The following is a 15,959-nucleotide window of genomic DNA, read 5'->3' as shown; positions in this document are numbered from 1 at the left end:
CCGGGTCGCGGGGGGCCGCCACCGCGACCGGTACCGTCTAGTAGTGACCGATCTGGTGCGGGCTCCGGGCCCGGTGGTGATGGGCGTCCTCAACGTCACGCCGGACTCCTTCTCCGACGGCGGACGGTACGCCGACCTCGACGCGGCCGTCGGACACGGCGTCCGTCTGCGCGACGCCGGAGCGCACCTGGTGGACGTCGGCGGCGAGTCGACCCGCCCGGGCGCCGAGCGGATCGACGCGGCGACCGAGGCGGACCGGGTGCTGCCGGTCATCCGCGCGCTGACCGCAGCCGGGGTGCCGGTCAGCATCGACACCAGCCGCGCCCGGGTGGCGGAGGCCGCCCTCGGGGCCGGCGCGGTGGTGGTCAACGACGTCTCCGGCGGCTTGGCCGACCCCGACATGGCCCGGGTGGTCCGCGACGCCGGCTGCCCGTGGGTGCTGATGCACTGGCGGGGCCACTCCCGGCAGATGCGCGAGCTGGCCAGCTACGGCGACGTGGTCGCCGACGTGCGGGCCGAGCTGTCCCAGCGGATCGACTCGGCGTTGGCCGCCGGGGTGGCCGCCGATCGCATCGTCATCGACCCCGGCCTCGGCTTCGCCAAGACGGCCGCGCACAACTGGGAACTCAGCGCCCGGCTGCCGGAGCTGCTGGACCTCGGGTACCCGCTGCTCTTCGGCGCCAGCCGCAAGTCGTACCTCGGCGGGCTGCTCGCCGACGCGGACGGCACGCCGCGACCCACCGCGCAGCGGGAGGCGGCCACCGTCGCCACAAGCGTGCTCGCGGTGGCGGCGGGCGCCTGGGGGGTACGCGTGCACGACGTACGCGCCACCACCGACGCGCTCGCCGTCTGGGCCGCGACCGGCAGCCCGCGCCTGACGGCCGGAACGGAACGAGAGGGGCGGCGATGACGACCGACCGGATCCAGCTGACCGGCCTGCGGGCACACGGCCGGCACGGCGTGTACGACTTCGAACGGGCGCAGGGGCAGGACTTCGTCGTCGACGCCGTCCTGGAGATGGACCTCGCCCCGGCCGCCGCCAGCGACGACGTCGCCGCCACCGTGCACTACGGCGAGCTGGCCGAGCGGCTGGTCGCGGTGATCACCGGTGAGCCGGTCAACCTCATCGAGACCCTGGCGGACCGGCTGCTCACGGTGTGCCTGGCCGACGAGCGGGTCGACGCCGCCACGGTCACCGTGCACAAGCCGGAGGCCCCGGTGCCGCACACCTTCACCGACGTGGCGGTCACCATGACCCGGACGCGTTCCCGATGACCCGTGCCGTCCTGTCGCTCGGCAGCAACCTGGGCGACCGTCTGGAGCACCTGCGGACGGCCGTCGCCACGCTCGGCGACGCCGTACGGGTGGTCTCCGGGGTGTACGAGACTCCACCGTGGGGTGACGCCGACCAGCCCGCGTACCTCAACGCGGTGCTGCTGGCCGAGGACGGGACCGCGACCCCGCGCGACTGGCTGGAGCGGGCGCGGGCCGCGGAGCTCGCGGCCGGCCGGGTCCGTGACCCGCTGCGGCGGTTCGGGCCGCGCACCCTCGACGTGGACGTGATCGCCGTCTGGGGCGACGACGACGAGCCGGTGCTCAGCGACGACCCCGAGCTGACCCTGCCGCACCCCCGGGCGCACCTGCGGGCCTTCGTGCTGCGACCGTGGATCGACATCCAGCCGTACGGGCGGCTGCCCGGTCACGGCTGGCTGACCGACCTGCTCACCACCGGCCCGGCCGCGGACGACGTCCTGGATCTGCGTGCCCGGCCGGAGTTGGCGTTAGAGTCGACCGCATGACCGAGTGGAGCCGGCCGGCATGACGCAGGCGAAGTCCCCACCACCGGGCGGGTCGGGCCCCGACCGGTCGCGGATGGGCCCCACCCGGATCTCGAGCCTGGTCGTCGCCGCCCTGGCCGCCGCTGCCGTGGCCTGGCTGTTGATCAGCAGCCTCTACTACAGCGGCATCCCACGGCTGCCCTGGCTTCCCGTCGTGACGCTGGCCGCGCTCGCCGTGCTGGAGGCGTACGCCGCCGTCAACACCCGTGGCCGGATCGAGCGCAAGCCCGGCCGGGATCCGGTCAACCCGCTGATGGTCGCCCGGTTCGTGGTGCTGGCCAAGGCGTCGGCGCTGGCCGCCGCCATCTTCGCCGGTTTCTACGCGGGGCTGACCGGCTGGCTCTTCGTCGAGAACACCCGCGCGGCCACGGAGGACCGGCCGGCCGCCGCCGGCGGTCTGCTGGCCTCGCTGGCGCTGGTCGCCGCCGCGCTCTGGCTGGAGCGCTCCTGCCGGGTGCCGGAGCGCCCGGACGACGAGCGTGAGCCGGACCAGCGCGAGAGCCGCCCCGGCCAGCGCTGACCAGGGGGTTACGCCCGGCTCCGGGCGCGGGTACGGTGCCTGCGATCGGAGAGCGAGGCTGCCCACGATCCGTCCGCGCGCCGGACCGGAGGCGGCCGGCCACTGGGGAGGCGGCGTCATGGGGTACGAAGAACCGGGCAGGGACCGGTCGGCTGAGCCCTCGTCCGGGGTGCCCGCCGTCGTACTGGAGAGCGTCTTCGACGACCCCACCCACGGTGAACCGGGCCGGGACCGGGTGGGTGTGCACGTGTGGTGGGAGTTCCTCCTGGTGGCCGGCCTGGTCGCGCTGGGCTGGCTGCTCTGGCGGGAGGACTCGGCCGCCCTGCGTGCCGACAACCTGCGTACGGTGCTTGTCGACGCGGTCGGGCTCGGGCTCCTCGCCCTCGCGGCCGGGCTGAGCCTGCGGACCGCCGCCCCCAACCTGGCCGTCGGGCCGGTCGCGATCGCGGCCGCCCTGCACTACGCCGAGCAGGGAGATCGGGGTCTGGCGGCGTCCGTCGGCCCGGCCGTCGCGGTCGCCGCGCTGGGCGGGCTCGCGCTCGCGTTGGTCGTGGTGGTGCTGCACGTGCCGGCCTGGGCGGCCAGCCTGGCCGGCGCGGCCGGCGTGGTGGTGTTCATCGAACGCCGTTCGACGGCGGTGCTGGTGCAGGGCGACTACGACCCCGGGCGGACGGCCGGCTACCTCTTCGCCGGGTTCGCCGCGGTGGCGGTGCTCGGCGGGCTGTTCGGCACGATCCGGCCGATCCGCCGCCTGATCGGCCGGTACCGACCGGTCACCGATCCGGCCCGCCGCCGGGGTGTGCTGGCCGCCGTGGTCGCCGCCGTCGCGCTGGTCGGCTCGACCGTGCTGGCCGCGCTCGGCGGCGTGCTGATCGCCGCGAACGGTCCCGGCCCGGTCACCCCCGACACCGGACTGGACTGGACCGTGCTGGCGCTCGGGGTGGCGTTGCTCGGCGGCACCAGCGCGTTCGGCCGCCGGGGCGGAGTGTTCGGCACCCTGCTGGCGGTCAGCCTGGTCACCGTCCTGAGGGAGTACGCGCCGGAGCGGGGCTGGACGTTGAGCACCTGGGCGGTGGGCGGGGCGGCGCTCGGCGTCGGATTGCTTGTCACGCGTCTGGTCGAGACGTTCGGGCGTCCCCGGCCGGGTGCCGTCCCCGACCGGTCCGAACCGGTCGGCGACGGCACGATCAGCACGGGCTGGGCCATGCCGCAGTCGCAGTCGGTGGACAACTGGCCGCCGACTCTTCCGACGCCGGCCGCGCAGCAGCCGACCGACCCGTGGCGGGAGCCGCGGTGGGAGGACAGCCCACGCCGGTGGGACACCGACGAGCGGTGAGCCGTGTCGCGTCGCAGCGCCGGAGCTGATCTCGCCCGTTAGGCTCGGCGGCATGACCGACTCACCTGCCGCCACCCCCGGCGGAACCTCGTTCGAGGCACTCGACGCGTTGTCCACCGAGGAGTTGCGGGAGCGGGCGTTCGCCCTGGCCCGGGAGCGTCGCGACGTGGGCTTCTTCTGGTCGGTGCTGCGGCACCTGCCGAACGCGGACGAGGCGACGGTGCTGGACGGCGCACCGAACTCGATCGGCCCGACCATCGACGAGGCGAACGCCCTGTGGCGGGAGCTGACCGGGCACGGCTACGAGGAGTCGGCGCCGCTGCTGCGGGCCGCCTTCATCGACTACCTGATGAAGCACTGAGCCGCTCGGGGCAGCCCAGGTCCACCCGCCAGAGCGGTACCGGGCCTGGGCGGATGACATCGTTTCTGCACCGGTCCGGCCCGGTGAGCCGGTACGGAACGGCCGCCGGCACCGGCGCGCTCGCCGTGCTGCTGCTGGTGGGCATCTGCGGCAGCCCGGCGTACACCGCTTGGGCCGCCAGCCAGACCGACCCGGACTCGGGCGTCGCCTTCTACCTGCGTCTGCTCGCCTGGCCATCCTGGCGGCTGGACGCGGACGGGCAGGCCGGCGGGTTGTTCGCCGCCGACCTGCGGGCCGTGGCGCTTGTGGTTCTCGCGGTGGCGCTGCTCTATCTGCTGCCCGCCGCGCAGGTGGCCCGGGTGCCCGGCTCGGTCAGCCAGTTCTTCTCCGGCTGGGCCGCGTACGTGCTGGCCGGCGGGCTCGCCGCTGTGCTGGCGGCGCTGCTCGGCCCCGATCCGTCGCTGCTGCGGGCGTTGCAGGAGGCCAGCGCCGGGGCCGGCTACGGCTTCCTCTCCGGCTGGATCATCGGCACCGCCAGCCTCGGCGGTCGCGCCTGAGCGCACCGGCGTGACGGGACAGGTCAGCCCGTCGCCCGGCCGAGGTCGAGCAGACGCTGCCGGGTGAGCGCCCCGACGGGTCGACCGTCGTCGGTCACCACGAGCCGGTCCCGGCCCGAGGTGAGCAGGACGCCCAACGCGTCGTACGCGGAGCCGTCCAGCGGCACGGTGGGCAGGTCCGTGGCGGTGTCACCGGCCAGCGGGTCCAGCGAATCCCGGTCCAGGGGGGTGACCACCAGTCGGCGGATGCCCCGGTCGGCGCCGACGAACTCGCGCACGAACGGCGTGGCGGGCGCGCCGAGCAGGGCGGCCGGGGTGTCGTACTGCTCCAGGTGACCGCCCTGGGACAGCACCGCGATCCGGTCGCCGAGCCGTACGGCCTCGTCGAGGTCGTGGGTGACCAGCACGATCGTCTTGCGCACCTCGGCCTGGAGTCGGAGGAACTCCTCCTGGAGGCGGGCCCGGACGATCGGGTCGACGGCGGAGAACGGCTCGTCCATCAGCAGCACCACCGGGTCGGCGGCGAGCGCGCGGGCCACCCCCACCCGCTGCCGCTGGCCGCCGGACAGCTCGTGCGGGTAGCGGCCGCCGAACTGGGCCGGGTCCAGTCCGACCAGGTCGAGCAGCTCGTCGACCCGTGCCCGGGTCTGGCCCTTGGGCCACCGGAGCAGGCCCGGCACGGTGGCCACGTTCGCGCGGACCGTCTGGTGTGGAAACAGGCCGACGTTCTGGATCACGTAGCCGATCCGGCGGCGCAGCCGCACCGGGTCGACGTCGGTGACGTCCTCGTCGCCGAGCATGATCCGGCCCGAGGTCGGCTCGATCAGTCTGTTGATCATGCGCAGCACCGTCGACTTGCCGCAGCCGGACGGGCCGATCAGGACCACCAGCTCACCGGCCCTGACGTCCAGGCTGAGCTCCCGGACGGCCTCGGTGCCGTTCGGGTAGCGCTTCTGGATGCCGTGCAGGGAGATCGACGCCGCGCGAGGGGAGCCGGCCGGGCCGGGGGCCTCCGGGGTAACGTCCACGTATGTCCTTCCGCCTGAGCTACCGGGCCGACCCGGGTAACCCCTGGTTCTCCTGGCAGTACGTGCGGGACAACTCTGACACGATCCTCGCCGCGGTGCGCGAACACGCCTCCCTCACCGGGCGGGCGGTGCTGATCGCGGTGCTGATCGCCCTCCCGTTGTCGGTGCTGGCGTACTGGGTCCGTCCGCTCGCCGGTCCGATCCTCGCGGTCAGCGGGGTGGTCTACACCATCCCGTCGTTGGCGCTCTTCGCGTTCATCGCGCCGTACCTGGGCACCGGGACGACCACGGTGCTTGTCGGACTGGTCCTCTACGCGCTGCTGCTGATCGTCCGCAATGTGGTGGCCGGGCTCAACCAGGTGCCGCCGGAGGTCGGCGAGGCCGCCGAGGGCATGGGCTACGGCCGGTGGGGGCGGCTGTTCCGGATCGACCTGCCGCTGGCCGTGCCGGGCATCCTGACCGGGCTGCGGCTGGCGACCGTCTCCACGGTGGCGTTGGTCACGGTGGGCGTGCTTGTCGGGCACGGCGGCCTCGGGCAGCTGATCTTCGCGGGCTTCCAGAACAACCTCTACAAGGCCGAGATCATGACCGGTTCGGTGCTCTGCGTGGCGCTCGCCGTCGTCCTCGACCTGCTGCTCGTCCTGGTCGCCCGGCTGGTGACCCCGTGGACCGCGAGGAGGGCACGGTGACCGCAGCGGCGAACCCGATCGGCGAGGCGGTCGTCTGGATCAACGACCCGCTGAACTGGACGAACCCCGGCGGGATGCTGGACCGCCTCGGCGAGCACCTCACCATCTCGGCGCTGGCGGTGGCGCTCGGCTGCCTGGTGGCCTGGCCGCTCGGGCTGTGGCTGGGGCACACCGGACGGGGCGGCGGCCTGGTGGTGCTGGTGTCCAACGCCACCCTGGCGATTCCGACGCTGGCACTGCTGACCATCCTCCCGGTGGTCTTCGCCAGCGGCTTCGGGCGTACGCCGGTGGTGGTGGCGCTGGCCGTGTTCGCCGTACCGCCGCTGCTGGCCAACGCGTACACCGGTGTGCGTCAGGCGGACCCGGAGGCCCGCGACGCCGCCCGGGGGATGGGTCTGTCCGGCGGGCAGGTGCTGCGGCGGGTGGAGTTGCCGCTCGCCGTGCCCTACCTGGCGGCCGGCTTCCGGACCGCCGCGGTGCAGGTGATCGCGACCGCCGCGCTGGCCTCGTTCGTCAACGGCGGCGGCCTCGGCGAGATCATCCGGACCGGGTTCGGCCTGGGTATCGCCGGCGGCGGCGGTCAGATCCTGGCCGGCGGCGTGCTGGTGGCCGCGCTCGCACTGCTGGCCGAGGTGGTCCTCGGTGGTGTCGAACGGCTGGTCACGCCCCGTCCGCTGCGGCGCGGGCGGCAGCGGACGGGCCAGCCCCGGCCCGCCGATGCCACCGGCCGCGCCTGATCCGCGCCCGCTGCTCCGTCCGGGTGAGCCGGCGGCGATCCGTCGAACGCCTGTGGTGCGGTCGGTGACTATGAGGTGACGAAGTCCATCTCGGGTTGTCGGTCCGTTCCGGAGGATGTTGGGTGGACATTCGCGGGCGACCAACAGTCAGGATCGCCCGTCGGACACGCGGCCGGCCCGGGACGGGCCGCGCCGGGACACGGAAGGCGGGCACATGCGCGCACGTACACGTCTCGCGATCGGCGCTGTCGGCGTCGTCGCCGGGGCAGCGCTCCTCACCGGGTGTGGCGACGCCGGTTCGTCCGGCACCGACGCGCCGCAGCAGAGCGCCTCCGGCGCCGGCTGCGCCCCGGTGAAGGGCGAGCAGCTCATCGCTCTGCAGGACGACAAGAAGCTCCAGAACTCCGACAACATCATCCCGGCGGTCAACAGCAAGGCGGCCAACCCGCAGCTGATCGCGGCGCTCGACAAGGTCTCGGCGGTGCTCGACACGCCGAAGCTGATCCAGCTCAACAAGGCCGTGAACGACGACCGGAAGACTCCGAAGGTGGCCGCCGAGGAGTTCGCCAGCGCCAACAACCTCACCGCGGGCATCGCCAAGGGTCCGGGCGGCGACATCACGGTGGGCGCCGGCAACTTCGCCGAGAGCCAGATCCTGGGCGAGCTGTACCGGATCGCGCTCACCGCTGCGGGCTACCAGGTCAAGGTGCAGCAGATCGGCAACCGGGAGCTGTACGAGCCGGCCCTGGAGAAGGGCGAGGTCCAGGTCGTCCCGGAGTACGCGGCGACGATGGCCGAGTTCCTCAACACCAAGGCCAACGGCCCGAGCGCCCAGCCGGTCTCCTCGCCGGACATCAACACGACGGTGACAGCCCTCAAGGCCGAGGGCGACAAGGTGGGCATCACCTTCGGCGCCCCGGCCGCCGCGCAGGACCAGAACGCCTTCGCGGTGACCCAGGCGTTCGCCGACAAGTACGGCGTCCGCACGCTCTCCGAGCTGGCCGCGAAGTGCTCCGGCAGCGCGACGGTGCTGGGTGGCCCGCCGGAGTGCCAGCAGCGCCCGTTCTGCAAGCCGGGTCTGGAGAAGACGTACGGGCTGTCGGTGGGCTCGTTCTCCTCGCTGGACCAGGGCGGGCCGCTGACCAAGAGCGCGCTGCGCGACGGTTCGATCAGCGTGGGCCTGATCTTCTCCTCGGACGGTGCGTTCGCCACCAGCTGAGTCCCTTCACGGCCGCGCTGACGGACGCCCCCGCCCGCATCCGGGTGGGGGCGTCCGCGCGTGTCGGTGACCCGTTCCCTCTGCTGGGGATCCTCGGTAGGCTGCACAGCCATGCCAGCCCTGGTCACCCCCGACGCCCGGCGTCAACCGCGACTGCTGACCATGCTCTTCTGGGCGGGTGTGGGCCTCGCCCCGGTGGCGGCGCTGATCCTGCTGGTAGCCGACGGCAACACCCCGCTGCGTTTCGCGGCGGTCCTCGCCATCGTGGCGGTCGTGCTCATCGGCCTGTCCATCGCGCTGCGGCCCGACGGTGACGCGGCACGGGCCGACGAACTGCTGGACGAGATCGAGGAACTGCGCCGGGAGTTGCGGGCCGAGATCGTGGCTGCCGCGCAGCGCGGCAACCAGGCGCTGGACCAGGCGCAGCGGGCACAGGAGGGCATCACCGCGGTCCGTCGTCGCCTCGACGCCAGCAGTGCCGTGCCCGCCGGCGCCGCACCCGACGCCGCGGGTGCGGGGCGGGCACGGGTGCCGGCCGCCGACCCGGCCGACGACGCGCCGGCCGGCCGGGCGTCGGTGGCGGCTGACGTTCCGGCCGCCCGCAGCCGGGTGCCCGGCGAGGTGCCGGCTGGCCGGGGCCGGGTGTCGGTTCCGGAGGACGCCGCCCGCTGGGGCCGCGCCGAGCACGCAGACGAGGACGAACCGGCGTACCCGCGGGCGACCGCCGAGCCGCCCCCCGCCGGGGTGTACGGCGCCGGGGTGTACGGAGGGGAACGCCCCGCCGCCACCCGGTACGGATCGGCCCGCCCTCGTGAGCACGACCGGCCCGAGCCGGCGCATCGACCGGCCGGCGTGGTCCGGCACACCGAGACCGTGCACGTCACCACCCGGCACACCGTGGTGGACGGTGGGCCGCCGGAGACCGCCACCCGGTACGGCGGCGGGTACGCCGGCCAGTGGACCCCGCCGGCGCAGGAGTGGACCCGGGGCGGCGGCGCGGACGAGCGTCCCCGCCCGGCGGAGCGTCCGCACGGTGAGGCGGAGGACCGTCAGTGGTCCGGTTACGCCGACGACCGGCCCGGTTGGGGCGCCGACCGGGAGGTGGCCGACGTCGACGCCGAGCCCGGTTGGCGGGACCGGCGCGACGAGCCGCAGTGGGCCGGTCCACGGGACGCGTACGCCCCCGCCGACGAGCCGGCCCGGGGTTCCCGGGCGCAGCGGGACGAGCGCGGGTGGTCGGAGCAGCGCGAGCCCGACCGGGGGAGCGCCGCACCGCAGTCCGGGCCGCCGCTGCGGGCCGACGACACCGGCGAGTTCTGGTCACAGATGCGGGCCGGTGACCGCTGGGCGGCCGTCCGCGACGACGAGCACGGCCGTGAACTGCACGTCGGGGAACGCCGGGCCGAGGTGCACGCCGACCCCGCCGGAACCGAGTACCGGATGGCCGACCGCTGGGCCTCCGTCCGCCACGAGGAGCCGCGCCGCCACGAGGACGCCCGCCGTCACCAGGAGCCGCGCCGGCAGGACGACGCCGACTGGTACGCCGAGCGCGAGTCGTACCACCGGGACGAGCCGGCGGCCCAGCCGGCGCTGCCGGTGGGTGGCGTGCCGGTGCCGGACGAGTGGCGCCCGCCGCGCCAGCGGGGCCACCAGGCGGAGCCGGAACGGGTCGGCCGGCGCCGGGTCGAGGAGCGGTACGGCTACCCGCCGCAGGACGACGTGCCGCGCGCCGGCGGGGCCCCGCCCGGCGACCACTGGCGCTGACGCGTCACTTGTCGATGTCGCCGACCACGAAGAACATCGAGCCGAGGATGGCGATCAGGTCCGGCACGAGGCAGCCGGGGAGAAGGGTGGCCAGCGCCTGCACGTTGGCGTACGACGCGGTGCGCAGCTTCAACCGCCACGGCGTCTTCTCGCCCCGCGACACCAGGTAGTAGCCGTTGATGCCGAGCGGGTTCTCCGTCCAGGCGTACGTGTGCCCCTCGGGCGCCTTGAGCACCTTCGGCAGGCGGGTGTTGATCGGTCCGGTCAGCCGGTCCACCCGGTCCAGGCACTGCTCGGCGAGGTCCAGTGAGGCGTACACCTGGTCCAGCAGCACCTCGAAGCGGGCGTGGCAGTCGCCGGCGGTCTTGGTCACCACCGGCACGTCCAGCTCGTCGTACGCCAGATAGGGGTCGTCGCGGCGCAGGTCCAGGTCGAGCCCGGAGGCCCGGGCCACCGGCCCGGACGCGCCGAACGCGGCGGCGTCCGCGGCGGAGAGCACACCCACGCCCACGGTGCGGGCCAGGAAGATCTCGTTGCGCCGGATCAGGTGGTCCAGGTCGGGCAGCCGCCGGCGCACCTCGCCGATCGCCGCGCGGGCCCGCCCGGTCCAGCCGTACGGCACCTCCTCCTTCAGCCCGCCCACCCGGTTGAACATGTAGTGGATCCGGCCGCCGGAGACCTCCTCCATTACCGCCTGGATGGTCTCCCGTTCCCGAAAGGCGTAGAAGACCGGCGTGATCGCGCCGATCTCCAGCGGGTAGGAGCCGAGGAACATCAGGTGGTTGAGCACCCGGTTCAGCTCGGCGAGGGCCATCCGCAGCCAGGTGGCCCGCTCCGGCACCTCCATGCCCATCAGGCGTTCCACGGCGAGCACCACACCCAGCTCGTTGGAGAACGCCGACAGCCAGTCGTGTCGGTTGGCCAGCACGATGATCTGCCGGTAGTCGCGCACCTCGAAGAGCTTCTCCGCACCCCGGTGCATGTAGCCGATGATCGGTTCGCAGGCGATGACCCGTTCGCCGTCGAGCACCAGCTTCAACCGCAGCACGCCGTGCGTCGAGGGATGCTGCGGGCCGATGTTCAACACCATGTCGGTGCCGAGCTGCTGATCGCCGGTGCCGGCGACGAGGCCGGCCCCGGTGCCGACGGTCAGTTCACGGAGGTCCCCGGCGTCGGTGGTCATGCCCGTCATCGTGCCACGGCCGGCGGGAGCGGGATGCCGACCGGCTGGCGCAGCCACCAGTGCCCGCCGAGCCCGGCCGGGTCGGTCAGCTCGGCCACCGCCGACGCGGCGGCCAGCGCCCGCACGTAGCCGGCCGGGTCGGTGCCGGCCAGGCTCAGCGGCGGTCGCCCACCGTCGGCCCCGAGCGCCCGCAGCGCCTCGGACTGCGGGACCAGGGAGTACGCGCACCGCGCGACCGCCGCACCAGCGGAGGCGACCGAGTCCATGGCGACGTGCGCGGTCACGTCTGTCGTCCCGTCCAGCACCGGAGGCACCTGCCGCCCACCCCGATACCCGGTCAACGTCCCGTCGACCGGCCGACCATCACGCAGGTGTCCGTAGTCGACGGCCACCGCGAGCCCTCGGCTGATCTTCCGGACCGCGTTCGCCCAGGCTTCGTCCCGTGGTCTGCCGATCTCTGCCCTCAAACCCGACTCGCTTCCGCTTGTCGCATCAGTCCAGGTCAACGCCAGATCCGGGTCACTGTCCGCACCCGTGGAGGCCGAGGGGGTGGGCCACCACTTCAGCAGCCAATCAAGATCCGCAGCGTTGACCAGCTCGCCAACCGTCTCCACGCCGCTGTCGGGGTCGACCAGTACATATCGCCAGCCATCGGTGGTGTGCACCGCCACCTCCAGCGGCACGTTGTCCAACCACTCGGTAGCCAGCAACAAACCGTTGATCTCGTTGGGGATCTCAGCGGTCCAGTTGATCTCTTCCGGCAGGTTCTCGGGGCGGTTCGCATACTCGACTGCTGTGAAGCGGATTCGTTCCGCGAGCGACGGACGGGCGGCGACGGGCGACGGGTCGTCGGGCGACCGACGGGCGGAGGCCGTGGGAGTCGGGGTTTCCGGGGAGCCCGCCCGCGGAGGGATCAAGCCTGACCGCCCGGAGTGGGCGGGCTCCCCGGAAACCCCCACCGCGAGCCCGACGAGCGCCCGCAGCAGTTCCCCTCGCCCAGCCCCGACGTCGACCACGTCGAGCCGCGCGGGGTGGCCGAGAGCTGCGTCGACCTGCGAGAGAAGGCGCAGCAGCGCGGCGGCGAAGGCGGGGGACGCGTGCACGCTGGTCCGGAAGTGGTCGGCCGGCCCGGTGCCGGCCACGAAGAAGCCGTCTGGCCCGTAGAGGGCGTGGCTCATCGCGTCCCGCCACGGGATCGACATCAGCTCACTCCGGGTTCAGGAGGCGTCACCGTGCCGACCCTACGGCCACCCGGCGGGGCGACGACTTCCGATCCCCGCCGGGTCGGCTTCGTGGTTCAGGCCCGGAAGTAGTGCCCTTCGTGCAGGTCGACGATCAGGTCGGGGTGGGTGGGGGTCCAGCCCAGCAGTTCGCGGGTGATGGCGGATGACGTCGGGTTGTCCATCTGTACGAACGATCCGAGGAAGCCGAAGTGGTCGTCGGCCTCGGCGGGGCTGATGCTCCGGACCGGGATGCCGAGGTTGTGGCCGATGGCTGCCGCGATCTGCTGGAAGGGGACGCCTTCGTCGGCGGCTCCGTGCAGGCGCGTACCGGCGGGGGCGTTCTCGAGGGCGAGTCGGTAGAGCAGGGCCGCGTCGAGCGTGTGGACGGCCGGCCACCGGTTGGTGCCCTCGCCGACGTACGCGGCGTACCCCTTGCGTCGGGCCGCGGCGATGATGGCGCTGATGAAGCCGTAACGGTCGAGTGAACTGTGGACCGTGGGCGCGAGCCGGACGATGGAGGAGCGCACACCGCGGGAGGCGAGGCCGGCCACGAAGTTCTCCGCGTCGATCCGGTAGCCGCCGCCCGGGAAGATGTCGCGTTCGGTGCCGGGGCGGCCGACGATGCCGCCCATCACGAGCATGGCCGTCCCGCCGGTGCCGACCAGGGGTTTGCCGGAGCCGGCGAGGCCGTCGGCGAGTGCCGTGAGGGCGTCCAGGTCGACCTTGGCGGCGCCGGCCAGGTCACCGTTGACCATGAGGTCGTGGCGGAACGCCAGGTGGATCACCCCTTCGGAGGCGGCCGCCTCTTCCCGGAGCACGTCGAGGTCGGACAGGTCGCCGCGGTGTGCCTGGGCGCCGAGCTTCTCGATGGCGGCGGCGGACGTGTCGGAGCGGGCCAGGCCGATGACCTCGTGCCCGGCGGAGAGCAGTTCCGGGACGACTGCGGAGCCGAGGTGGCCGGAGGCGCCTGTGACGAATACGCGCATGGTGGTTCCTTCGTGAGTGCCGATGTCACTTTGCGACATGACCGTACCTCGCGTGATGTCACAGCGCGACATGTGGATGACCTTAATGTCGCAGTGTGACGTCGGATACCATCGCGGGCATGGCCCGCTGGCAACCCGACGCGCGCGGCCGCCTGGAGGCGGCCGCCTTCGAGCTGTTCCGCGAGCGCGGCTTCGAACAGACCACAGTCGCCGACATCGCCGCCCGTGCCAGCCTCGACAAACGCACCTTCTACCGGCTCTTCGGGGACAAGCGCGAGGCGCTCTTCAGCGGCAGCGGGCGCGTGGAGGAGGTCCTGGTCCGGGCGGTGACCGAGACCGACGCCGGCCCCTTCGAGGCGGTCGTCGCCGCCTTCCGCCGGGTGGCGGAGGAGCTCTTCGCGGACCGTCTCGAGCTGGTCCGGGCGCGGCAGGCCATCATCGAGAGCAGCCCGGAGCTGCAGGAGCGTGAACTGCGCAAGTCGGGCTCACTGGCGGCCGCGGTCACCGCCGCCCTGCGGGCCAGGGGCCTCGACGAGACCACTGCGACCCTGGCCACCGAGTCAGGTGCCACGGTCTTCCGGGTCGCGTTCGCCCGCTGGATCGCGCCCGACAGCGACGCCCCGCTCAGCGACCTGATCGCCGAGGTGGCCGCCGAGCTACGCGCCATCACGTCGGCCCCCAACGCGCTGACCTCAGCCGGGCCTGACGAGCCGTCTCGACGGTGGTGAAGGTTTTCACACATGCTTGTCCCGGTTCGGCGGGCCGGGCGCATACTTGCGATCGACCGGTACCCCTTCTCGAGGACTGGATCGTCGTCATGAGCGCACCGCTGCGCCCGCGCCCGGCCGCCCCTCACGGGCCCGCCGCATCGCGGGATCGCGCCGTTCCCGGCGCCCGCGCCACCTCCCGCCTGCTCACCGTGGGTGTCGTCGGCGCCGGCCGCGTCGGAGCCGTGCTGGGCGCCGCGCTCGCCGCTGCCGGGCACCACGTGGTCGCCGTCACCGGCGAATCCGGAGCCAGCCGGGCACGCCTCGCCCTGCTGCTGCCCGAGGTGCCCCGCCACCCCGCCGTCGCCGTCGCGCACGCCGCCGCCGACCTGCTGCTGATCGCGGTACCTGACGACGCGCTGGCCGGGGTGGTCGCCGACCTCGCCGAGCGGGGCGCTCTGCACCCGGGCCAGGTGGTCGCGCACACCTCCGGCGCGCACGGTCTGGGCGTGCTGGCGCCGGTCACCGCGGCCGGCGCCCGGCCGCTCGCCCTGCACCCCGCCATGACCTTCACCGGTACGCCTGACGACCTGGCCCGCCTCGACGGCATCTCGTACGGGGTGACCGCCCCGGCGGAGCTGCGTCCACTGGCCGCCCGCCTGGTCACCGATCTGGGTGGCGTGCCCGAGTGGGTGGCCGAGTCGGACCGCCCTCTGTACCACGCCGCGCTGGCGCACGGCGCGAATCACCTGGTGACCCTGGTGAACGAGGCGACCGACCGGCTGCGGGACGCCGGCGTGGGCCGGCCCGAGAAGGTGCTCGCCCCGCTGCTGCGGGCCGCCCTGGAGAACGCGCTGCGCCTCGGCGACGACGCGCTGACCGGCCCGGTCTCGCGGGGCGACGCGGGCACTGTGCGGCGGCACCTGGCCCGGCTGAACGCCACCGCCCCGGAGTCCGTTCCCGCGTACCTGGCGCTGGCTCGTCGTACCGCCGACCGGGCGATCGCCGCCGGACGGCTCCGGCCGGTGGAGGCGCAGTCGCTGCTCGGCGTGCTGGCCGACTCGGGTCGGGAGGTGGCCGCGTGAGCGTGCGGAGTGAGCCGATCCTGCGGACCCCGCAGTCGCGAACCGAGGTGGCGCTGTGACGCTGCTCGTACACACTCGTGCCGAGCTGGCCGAGGCCCGGGCCGGGCTGAAGGGCACGGTCGGTGTGGTGATGACCATGGGCGCCCTGCATTCGGGGCACGAGACGCTGCTGCGCGCGGCCCGGGAACAGGCCGACCACGTGCTGGTGACGATCTTCGTGAACCCGTTGCAGTTCGGGCCGAACGAGGACTTCGACAGGTATCCCCGCACCCTCGACACGGACCTGGAGGTGTGTCGGCGGGCCGGTGCCGACGTGGTCTTCGCCCCGTCGGTGGCCGACATGTACCCCGACGGCCAGCCCCGGGTACGCCTCGACCCCGGTCCGCTCGGCGTGGAGCTGGAGGGCGCGAGCCGCCCCGGCTTCTTCCACGGCGTGCTCACCGTGGTGCTGAAACTGCTCCAGCTCACCCGGCCGGACCTGACGTTCTTCGGTGAGAAGGACTACCAGCAGCTCACCCTGGTCCGGCGGATGGTCCGGGACCTGGACGTGCCGGTCGAGGTGGTCGGCGTGCCGACGGTGCGGGAGCCGGACGGGCTGGCGCTGTCCAGCCGCAACCGCTACCTGAGCGAGTCGGAGCGGGCCGCCGCCCTGAGCCTGTCCGCCGCGCTGCGGGCCGGCGCGCGGGCGGCCGACGACGGCCGGGACGCGGGCGCGGTGCTGACCGC

Annotated in this window: 18 protein-coding genes; 14 read left to right on the top strand and 4 right to left on the bottom strand. The window is 73.7% G+C overall.

The genetic code is table 11. From position 1 onward, the window contains the following. The first annotated feature begins 43 nt into the window (after positions 1–43). The 7 genes from folP to FHG89_RS05355 all read left to right on the top strand — a co-directional run bounded on the left by folP (position 44) and on the right by FHG89_RS05355 (position 4,612). The gene (gene folP, locus FHG89_RS05385; RefSeq protein WP_139583241.1) at positions 44–910 is read left to right on the top strand and encodes a dihydropteroate synthase; all 867 of its coding nucleotides are present in this window, start codon (positions 44–46) and stop codon (positions 908–910) included. After that, positions 907–1,275 (top strand): dihydroneopterin aldolase, encoded by a 369-nt coding sequence (gene folB / locus FHG89_RS05380; RefSeq protein WP_139583240.1) that lies wholly within the window; start codon positions 907–909, stop codon positions 1,273–1,275. The genes folP and folB overlap by 4 nt, the downstream gene beginning before the upstream one ends. After that, positions 1,272–1,799: a 2-amino-4-hydroxy-6-hydroxymethyldihydropteridine diphosphokinase gene (folK, locus tag FHG89_RS05375; RefSeq protein WP_139583239.1), complete on the top strand. Its 528-nt coding sequence runs from the start codon at positions 1,272–1,274 to the stop codon at positions 1,797–1,799. The genes folB and folK overlap by 4 nt, the downstream gene beginning before the upstream one ends. Before the next feature lie 19 nt (positions 1,800–1,818). Beyond that, on the top strand, positions 1,819–2,358 hold the full coding sequence (locus FHG89_RS05370; protein ID WP_139583238.1) for a DUF3180 domain-containing protein: 540 nt from the start codon (positions 1,819–1,821) through the stop codon (positions 2,356–2,358). 118 nt (positions 2,359–2,476) lie between these two features. After that, on the top strand, positions 2,477–3,694 hold the full coding sequence (locus tag FHG89_RS05365) for an ABC transporter permease (protein WP_139583237.1): 1,218 nt from the start codon (positions 2,477–2,479) through the stop codon (positions 3,692–3,694). A 52-nt stretch (positions 3,695–3,746) separates the two neighbouring features. Beyond that, positions 3,747–4,055: a hypothetical protein gene (locus FHG89_RS05360; protein WP_139583236.1), complete on the top strand. Its 309-nt coding sequence runs from the start codon at positions 3,747–3,749 to the stop codon at positions 4,053–4,055. Positions 4,056–4,108: 53 nt separating this feature from the next. Next, positions 4,109–4,612 (top strand): hypothetical protein, encoded by a 504-nt coding sequence (locus tag FHG89_RS05355; RefSeq protein WP_139583235.1) that lies wholly within the window; start codon positions 4,109–4,111, stop codon positions 4,610–4,612. A gap of 23 nt (positions 4,613–4,635) precedes the next feature. Here the strand turns inward: FHG89_RS05355 and FHG89_RS05350 are convergent, their stop codons facing one another. Further along, positions 4,636–5,640 carry an ABC transporter ATP-binding protein gene (locus tag FHG89_RS05350; RefSeq protein ID WP_139583234.1) on the bottom strand — a complete coding sequence of 335 codons (1,005 nt, stop codon included), beginning with the start codon at positions 5,638–5,640 and terminating at the stop codon, positions 4,636–4,638. A 2-nt stretch (positions 5,641–5,642) separates the two neighbouring features. On the opposite strand from FHG89_RS05350, the gene FHG89_RS05345 reads away from it, so the two are divergent. From FHG89_RS05345 to FHG89_RS05330, 4 genes are all read left to right on the top strand, one after another. Next, positions 5,643–6,329, top strand: a complete 687-nt coding sequence (locus FHG89_RS05345) for an ABC transporter permease (protein WP_139583233.1) — start codon at positions 5,643–5,645, stop codon at positions 6,327–6,329. Continuing rightward, a complete protein-coding gene (locus FHG89_RS05340) occupies positions 6,326–7,066 on the top strand; it encodes an ABC transporter permease (RefSeq protein ID WP_139583232.1) in 741 nt (246 codons plus the stop codon). The genes FHG89_RS05345 and FHG89_RS05340 overlap by 4 nt, the downstream gene beginning before the upstream one ends. Positions 7,067–7,280: 214 nt before the next feature. Continuing rightward, complete coding sequence (locus FHG89_RS05335) at positions 7,281–8,285, top strand: glycine betaine ABC transporter substrate-binding protein (protein ID WP_139583231.1); 1,005 nt, start codon at positions 7,281–7,283, stop codon at positions 8,283–8,285. 111 nt (positions 8,286–8,396) lie between these two features. After that, positions 8,397–10,049: a hypothetical protein gene (locus FHG89_RS05330; RefSeq protein ID WP_208760866.1), complete on the top strand. Its 1,653-nt coding sequence runs from the start codon at positions 8,397–8,399 to the stop codon at positions 10,047–10,049. A 4-nt stretch (positions 10,050–10,053) separates the two neighbouring features. Here FHG89_RS05330 and FHG89_RS05325 read toward each other — a convergent pair whose 3' ends face one another. The 3 genes from FHG89_RS05325 to FHG89_RS05315 form a co-directional block, all read right to left on the bottom strand. Next, positions 10,054–11,241, bottom strand: coding sequence for an NADH-quinone oxidoreductase subunit D (locus FHG89_RS05325; protein WP_208760865.1), 1,188 nt, complete (start codon positions 11,239–11,241; stop codon positions 10,054–10,056). Further along, positions 11,238–12,434: an SAM-dependent methyltransferase gene (locus FHG89_RS05320; RefSeq protein WP_139583229.1), complete on the bottom strand. Its 1,197-nt coding sequence runs from the start codon at positions 12,432–12,434 to the stop codon at positions 11,238–11,240. The genes FHG89_RS05325 and FHG89_RS05320 overlap by 4 nt, the downstream gene beginning before the upstream one ends. 95 nt (positions 12,435–12,529) lie before the next feature. Beyond that, the gene (locus FHG89_RS05315; RefSeq protein WP_139583228.1) at positions 12,530–13,441 is read right to left on the bottom strand and encodes an SDR family oxidoreductase; all 912 of its coding nucleotides are present in this window, start codon (positions 13,439–13,441) and stop codon (positions 12,530–12,532) included. A gap of 95 nt (positions 13,442–13,536) precedes the next feature. Here FHG89_RS05315 and FHG89_RS05310 point away from each other — a divergent pair, with 95 nt between their 5' ends. From FHG89_RS05310 to panC, 3 genes are all read left to right on the top strand, one after another. Then, entirely contained in the window at positions 13,537–14,169 is a 633-nt protein-coding gene (locus FHG89_RS05310) for a TetR family transcriptional regulator (RefSeq protein ID WP_244295180.1), read from the top strand. 89 nt (positions 14,170–14,258) lie between these two features. Beyond that, on the top strand, positions 14,259–15,233 hold the full coding sequence (locus FHG89_RS05305; RefSeq protein WP_139583227.1) for a Rossmann-like and DUF2520 domain-containing protein: 975 nt from the start codon (positions 14,259–14,261) through the stop codon (positions 15,231–15,233). 55 nt (positions 15,234–15,288) lie between these two features. After that, positions 15,289–15,959 (top strand): pantoate--beta-alanine ligase (gene panC, locus FHG89_RS05300; RefSeq protein ID WP_139583226.1); only part of this gene is annotated, 671 nt, incomplete at its 3' end.

The organism is Micromonospora orduensis (assembly GCF_006228125.1).
In the GTDB taxonomy this organism is placed as follows: domain Bacteria; phylum Actinomycetota; class Actinomycetes; order Mycobacteriales; family Micromonosporaceae; genus Micromonospora; species Micromonospora orduensis.
This window is presented reverse-complemented; position numbering and strand designations above follow the sequence as displayed.

Coding starts and splice junctions, on each gene's coding strand:
- folB (WP_139583240.1), top strand. CDS start 907: ATGACGACCGACCGGATCCAGCTGACCGGCCTGCGGGCACACGGCCGG.
- folK (WP_139583239.1), top strand. CDS start 1,272: ATGACCCGTGCCGTCCTGTCGCTCGGCAGCAACCTGGGCGACCGTCTG.
- FHG89_RS05370 (WP_139583238.1), top strand. CDS start 1,819: ATGACGCAGGCGAAGTCCCCACCACCGGGCGGGTCGGGCCCCGACCGG.
- FHG89_RS05365 (WP_139583237.1), top strand. CDS start 2,477: ATGGGGTACGAAGAACCGGGCAGGGACCGGTCGGCTGAGCCCTCGTCC.
- FHG89_RS05360 (WP_139583236.1), top strand. CDS start 3,747: ATGACCGACTCACCTGCCGCCACCCCCGGCGGAACCTCGTTCGAGGCA.
- FHG89_RS05355 (WP_139583235.1), top strand. CDS start 4,109: ATGACATCGTTTCTGCACCGGTCCGGCCCGGTGAGCCGGTACGGAACG.
- FHG89_RS05345 (WP_139583233.1), top strand. CDS start 5,643: ATGTCCTTCCGCCTGAGCTACCGGGCCGACCCGGGTAACCCCTGGTTC.
- FHG89_RS05335 (WP_139583231.1), top strand. CDS start 7,281: ATGCGCGCACGTACACGTCTCGCGATCGGCGCTGTCGGCGTCGTCGCC.
- FHG89_RS05330 (WP_208760866.1), top strand. CDS start 8,397: ATGCCAGCCCTGGTCACCCCCGACGCCCGGCGTCAACCGCGACTGCTG.
- FHG89_RS05325 (WP_208760865.1), bottom strand. CDS start 11,241: ATGACGGGCATGACCACCGACGCCGGGGACCTCCGTGAACTGACCGTC.
- FHG89_RS05320 (WP_139583229.1), bottom strand. CDS start 12,434: ATGTCGATCCCGTGGCGGGACGCGATGAGCCACGCCCTCTACGGGCCA.
- FHG89_RS05315 (WP_139583228.1), bottom strand. CDS start 13,441: ATGCGCGTATTCGTCACAGGCGCCTCCGGCCACCTCGGCTCCGCAGTC.
- FHG89_RS05305 (WP_139583227.1), top strand. CDS start 14,259: ATGAGCGCACCGCTGCGCCCGCGCCCGGCCGCCCCTCACGGGCCCGCC.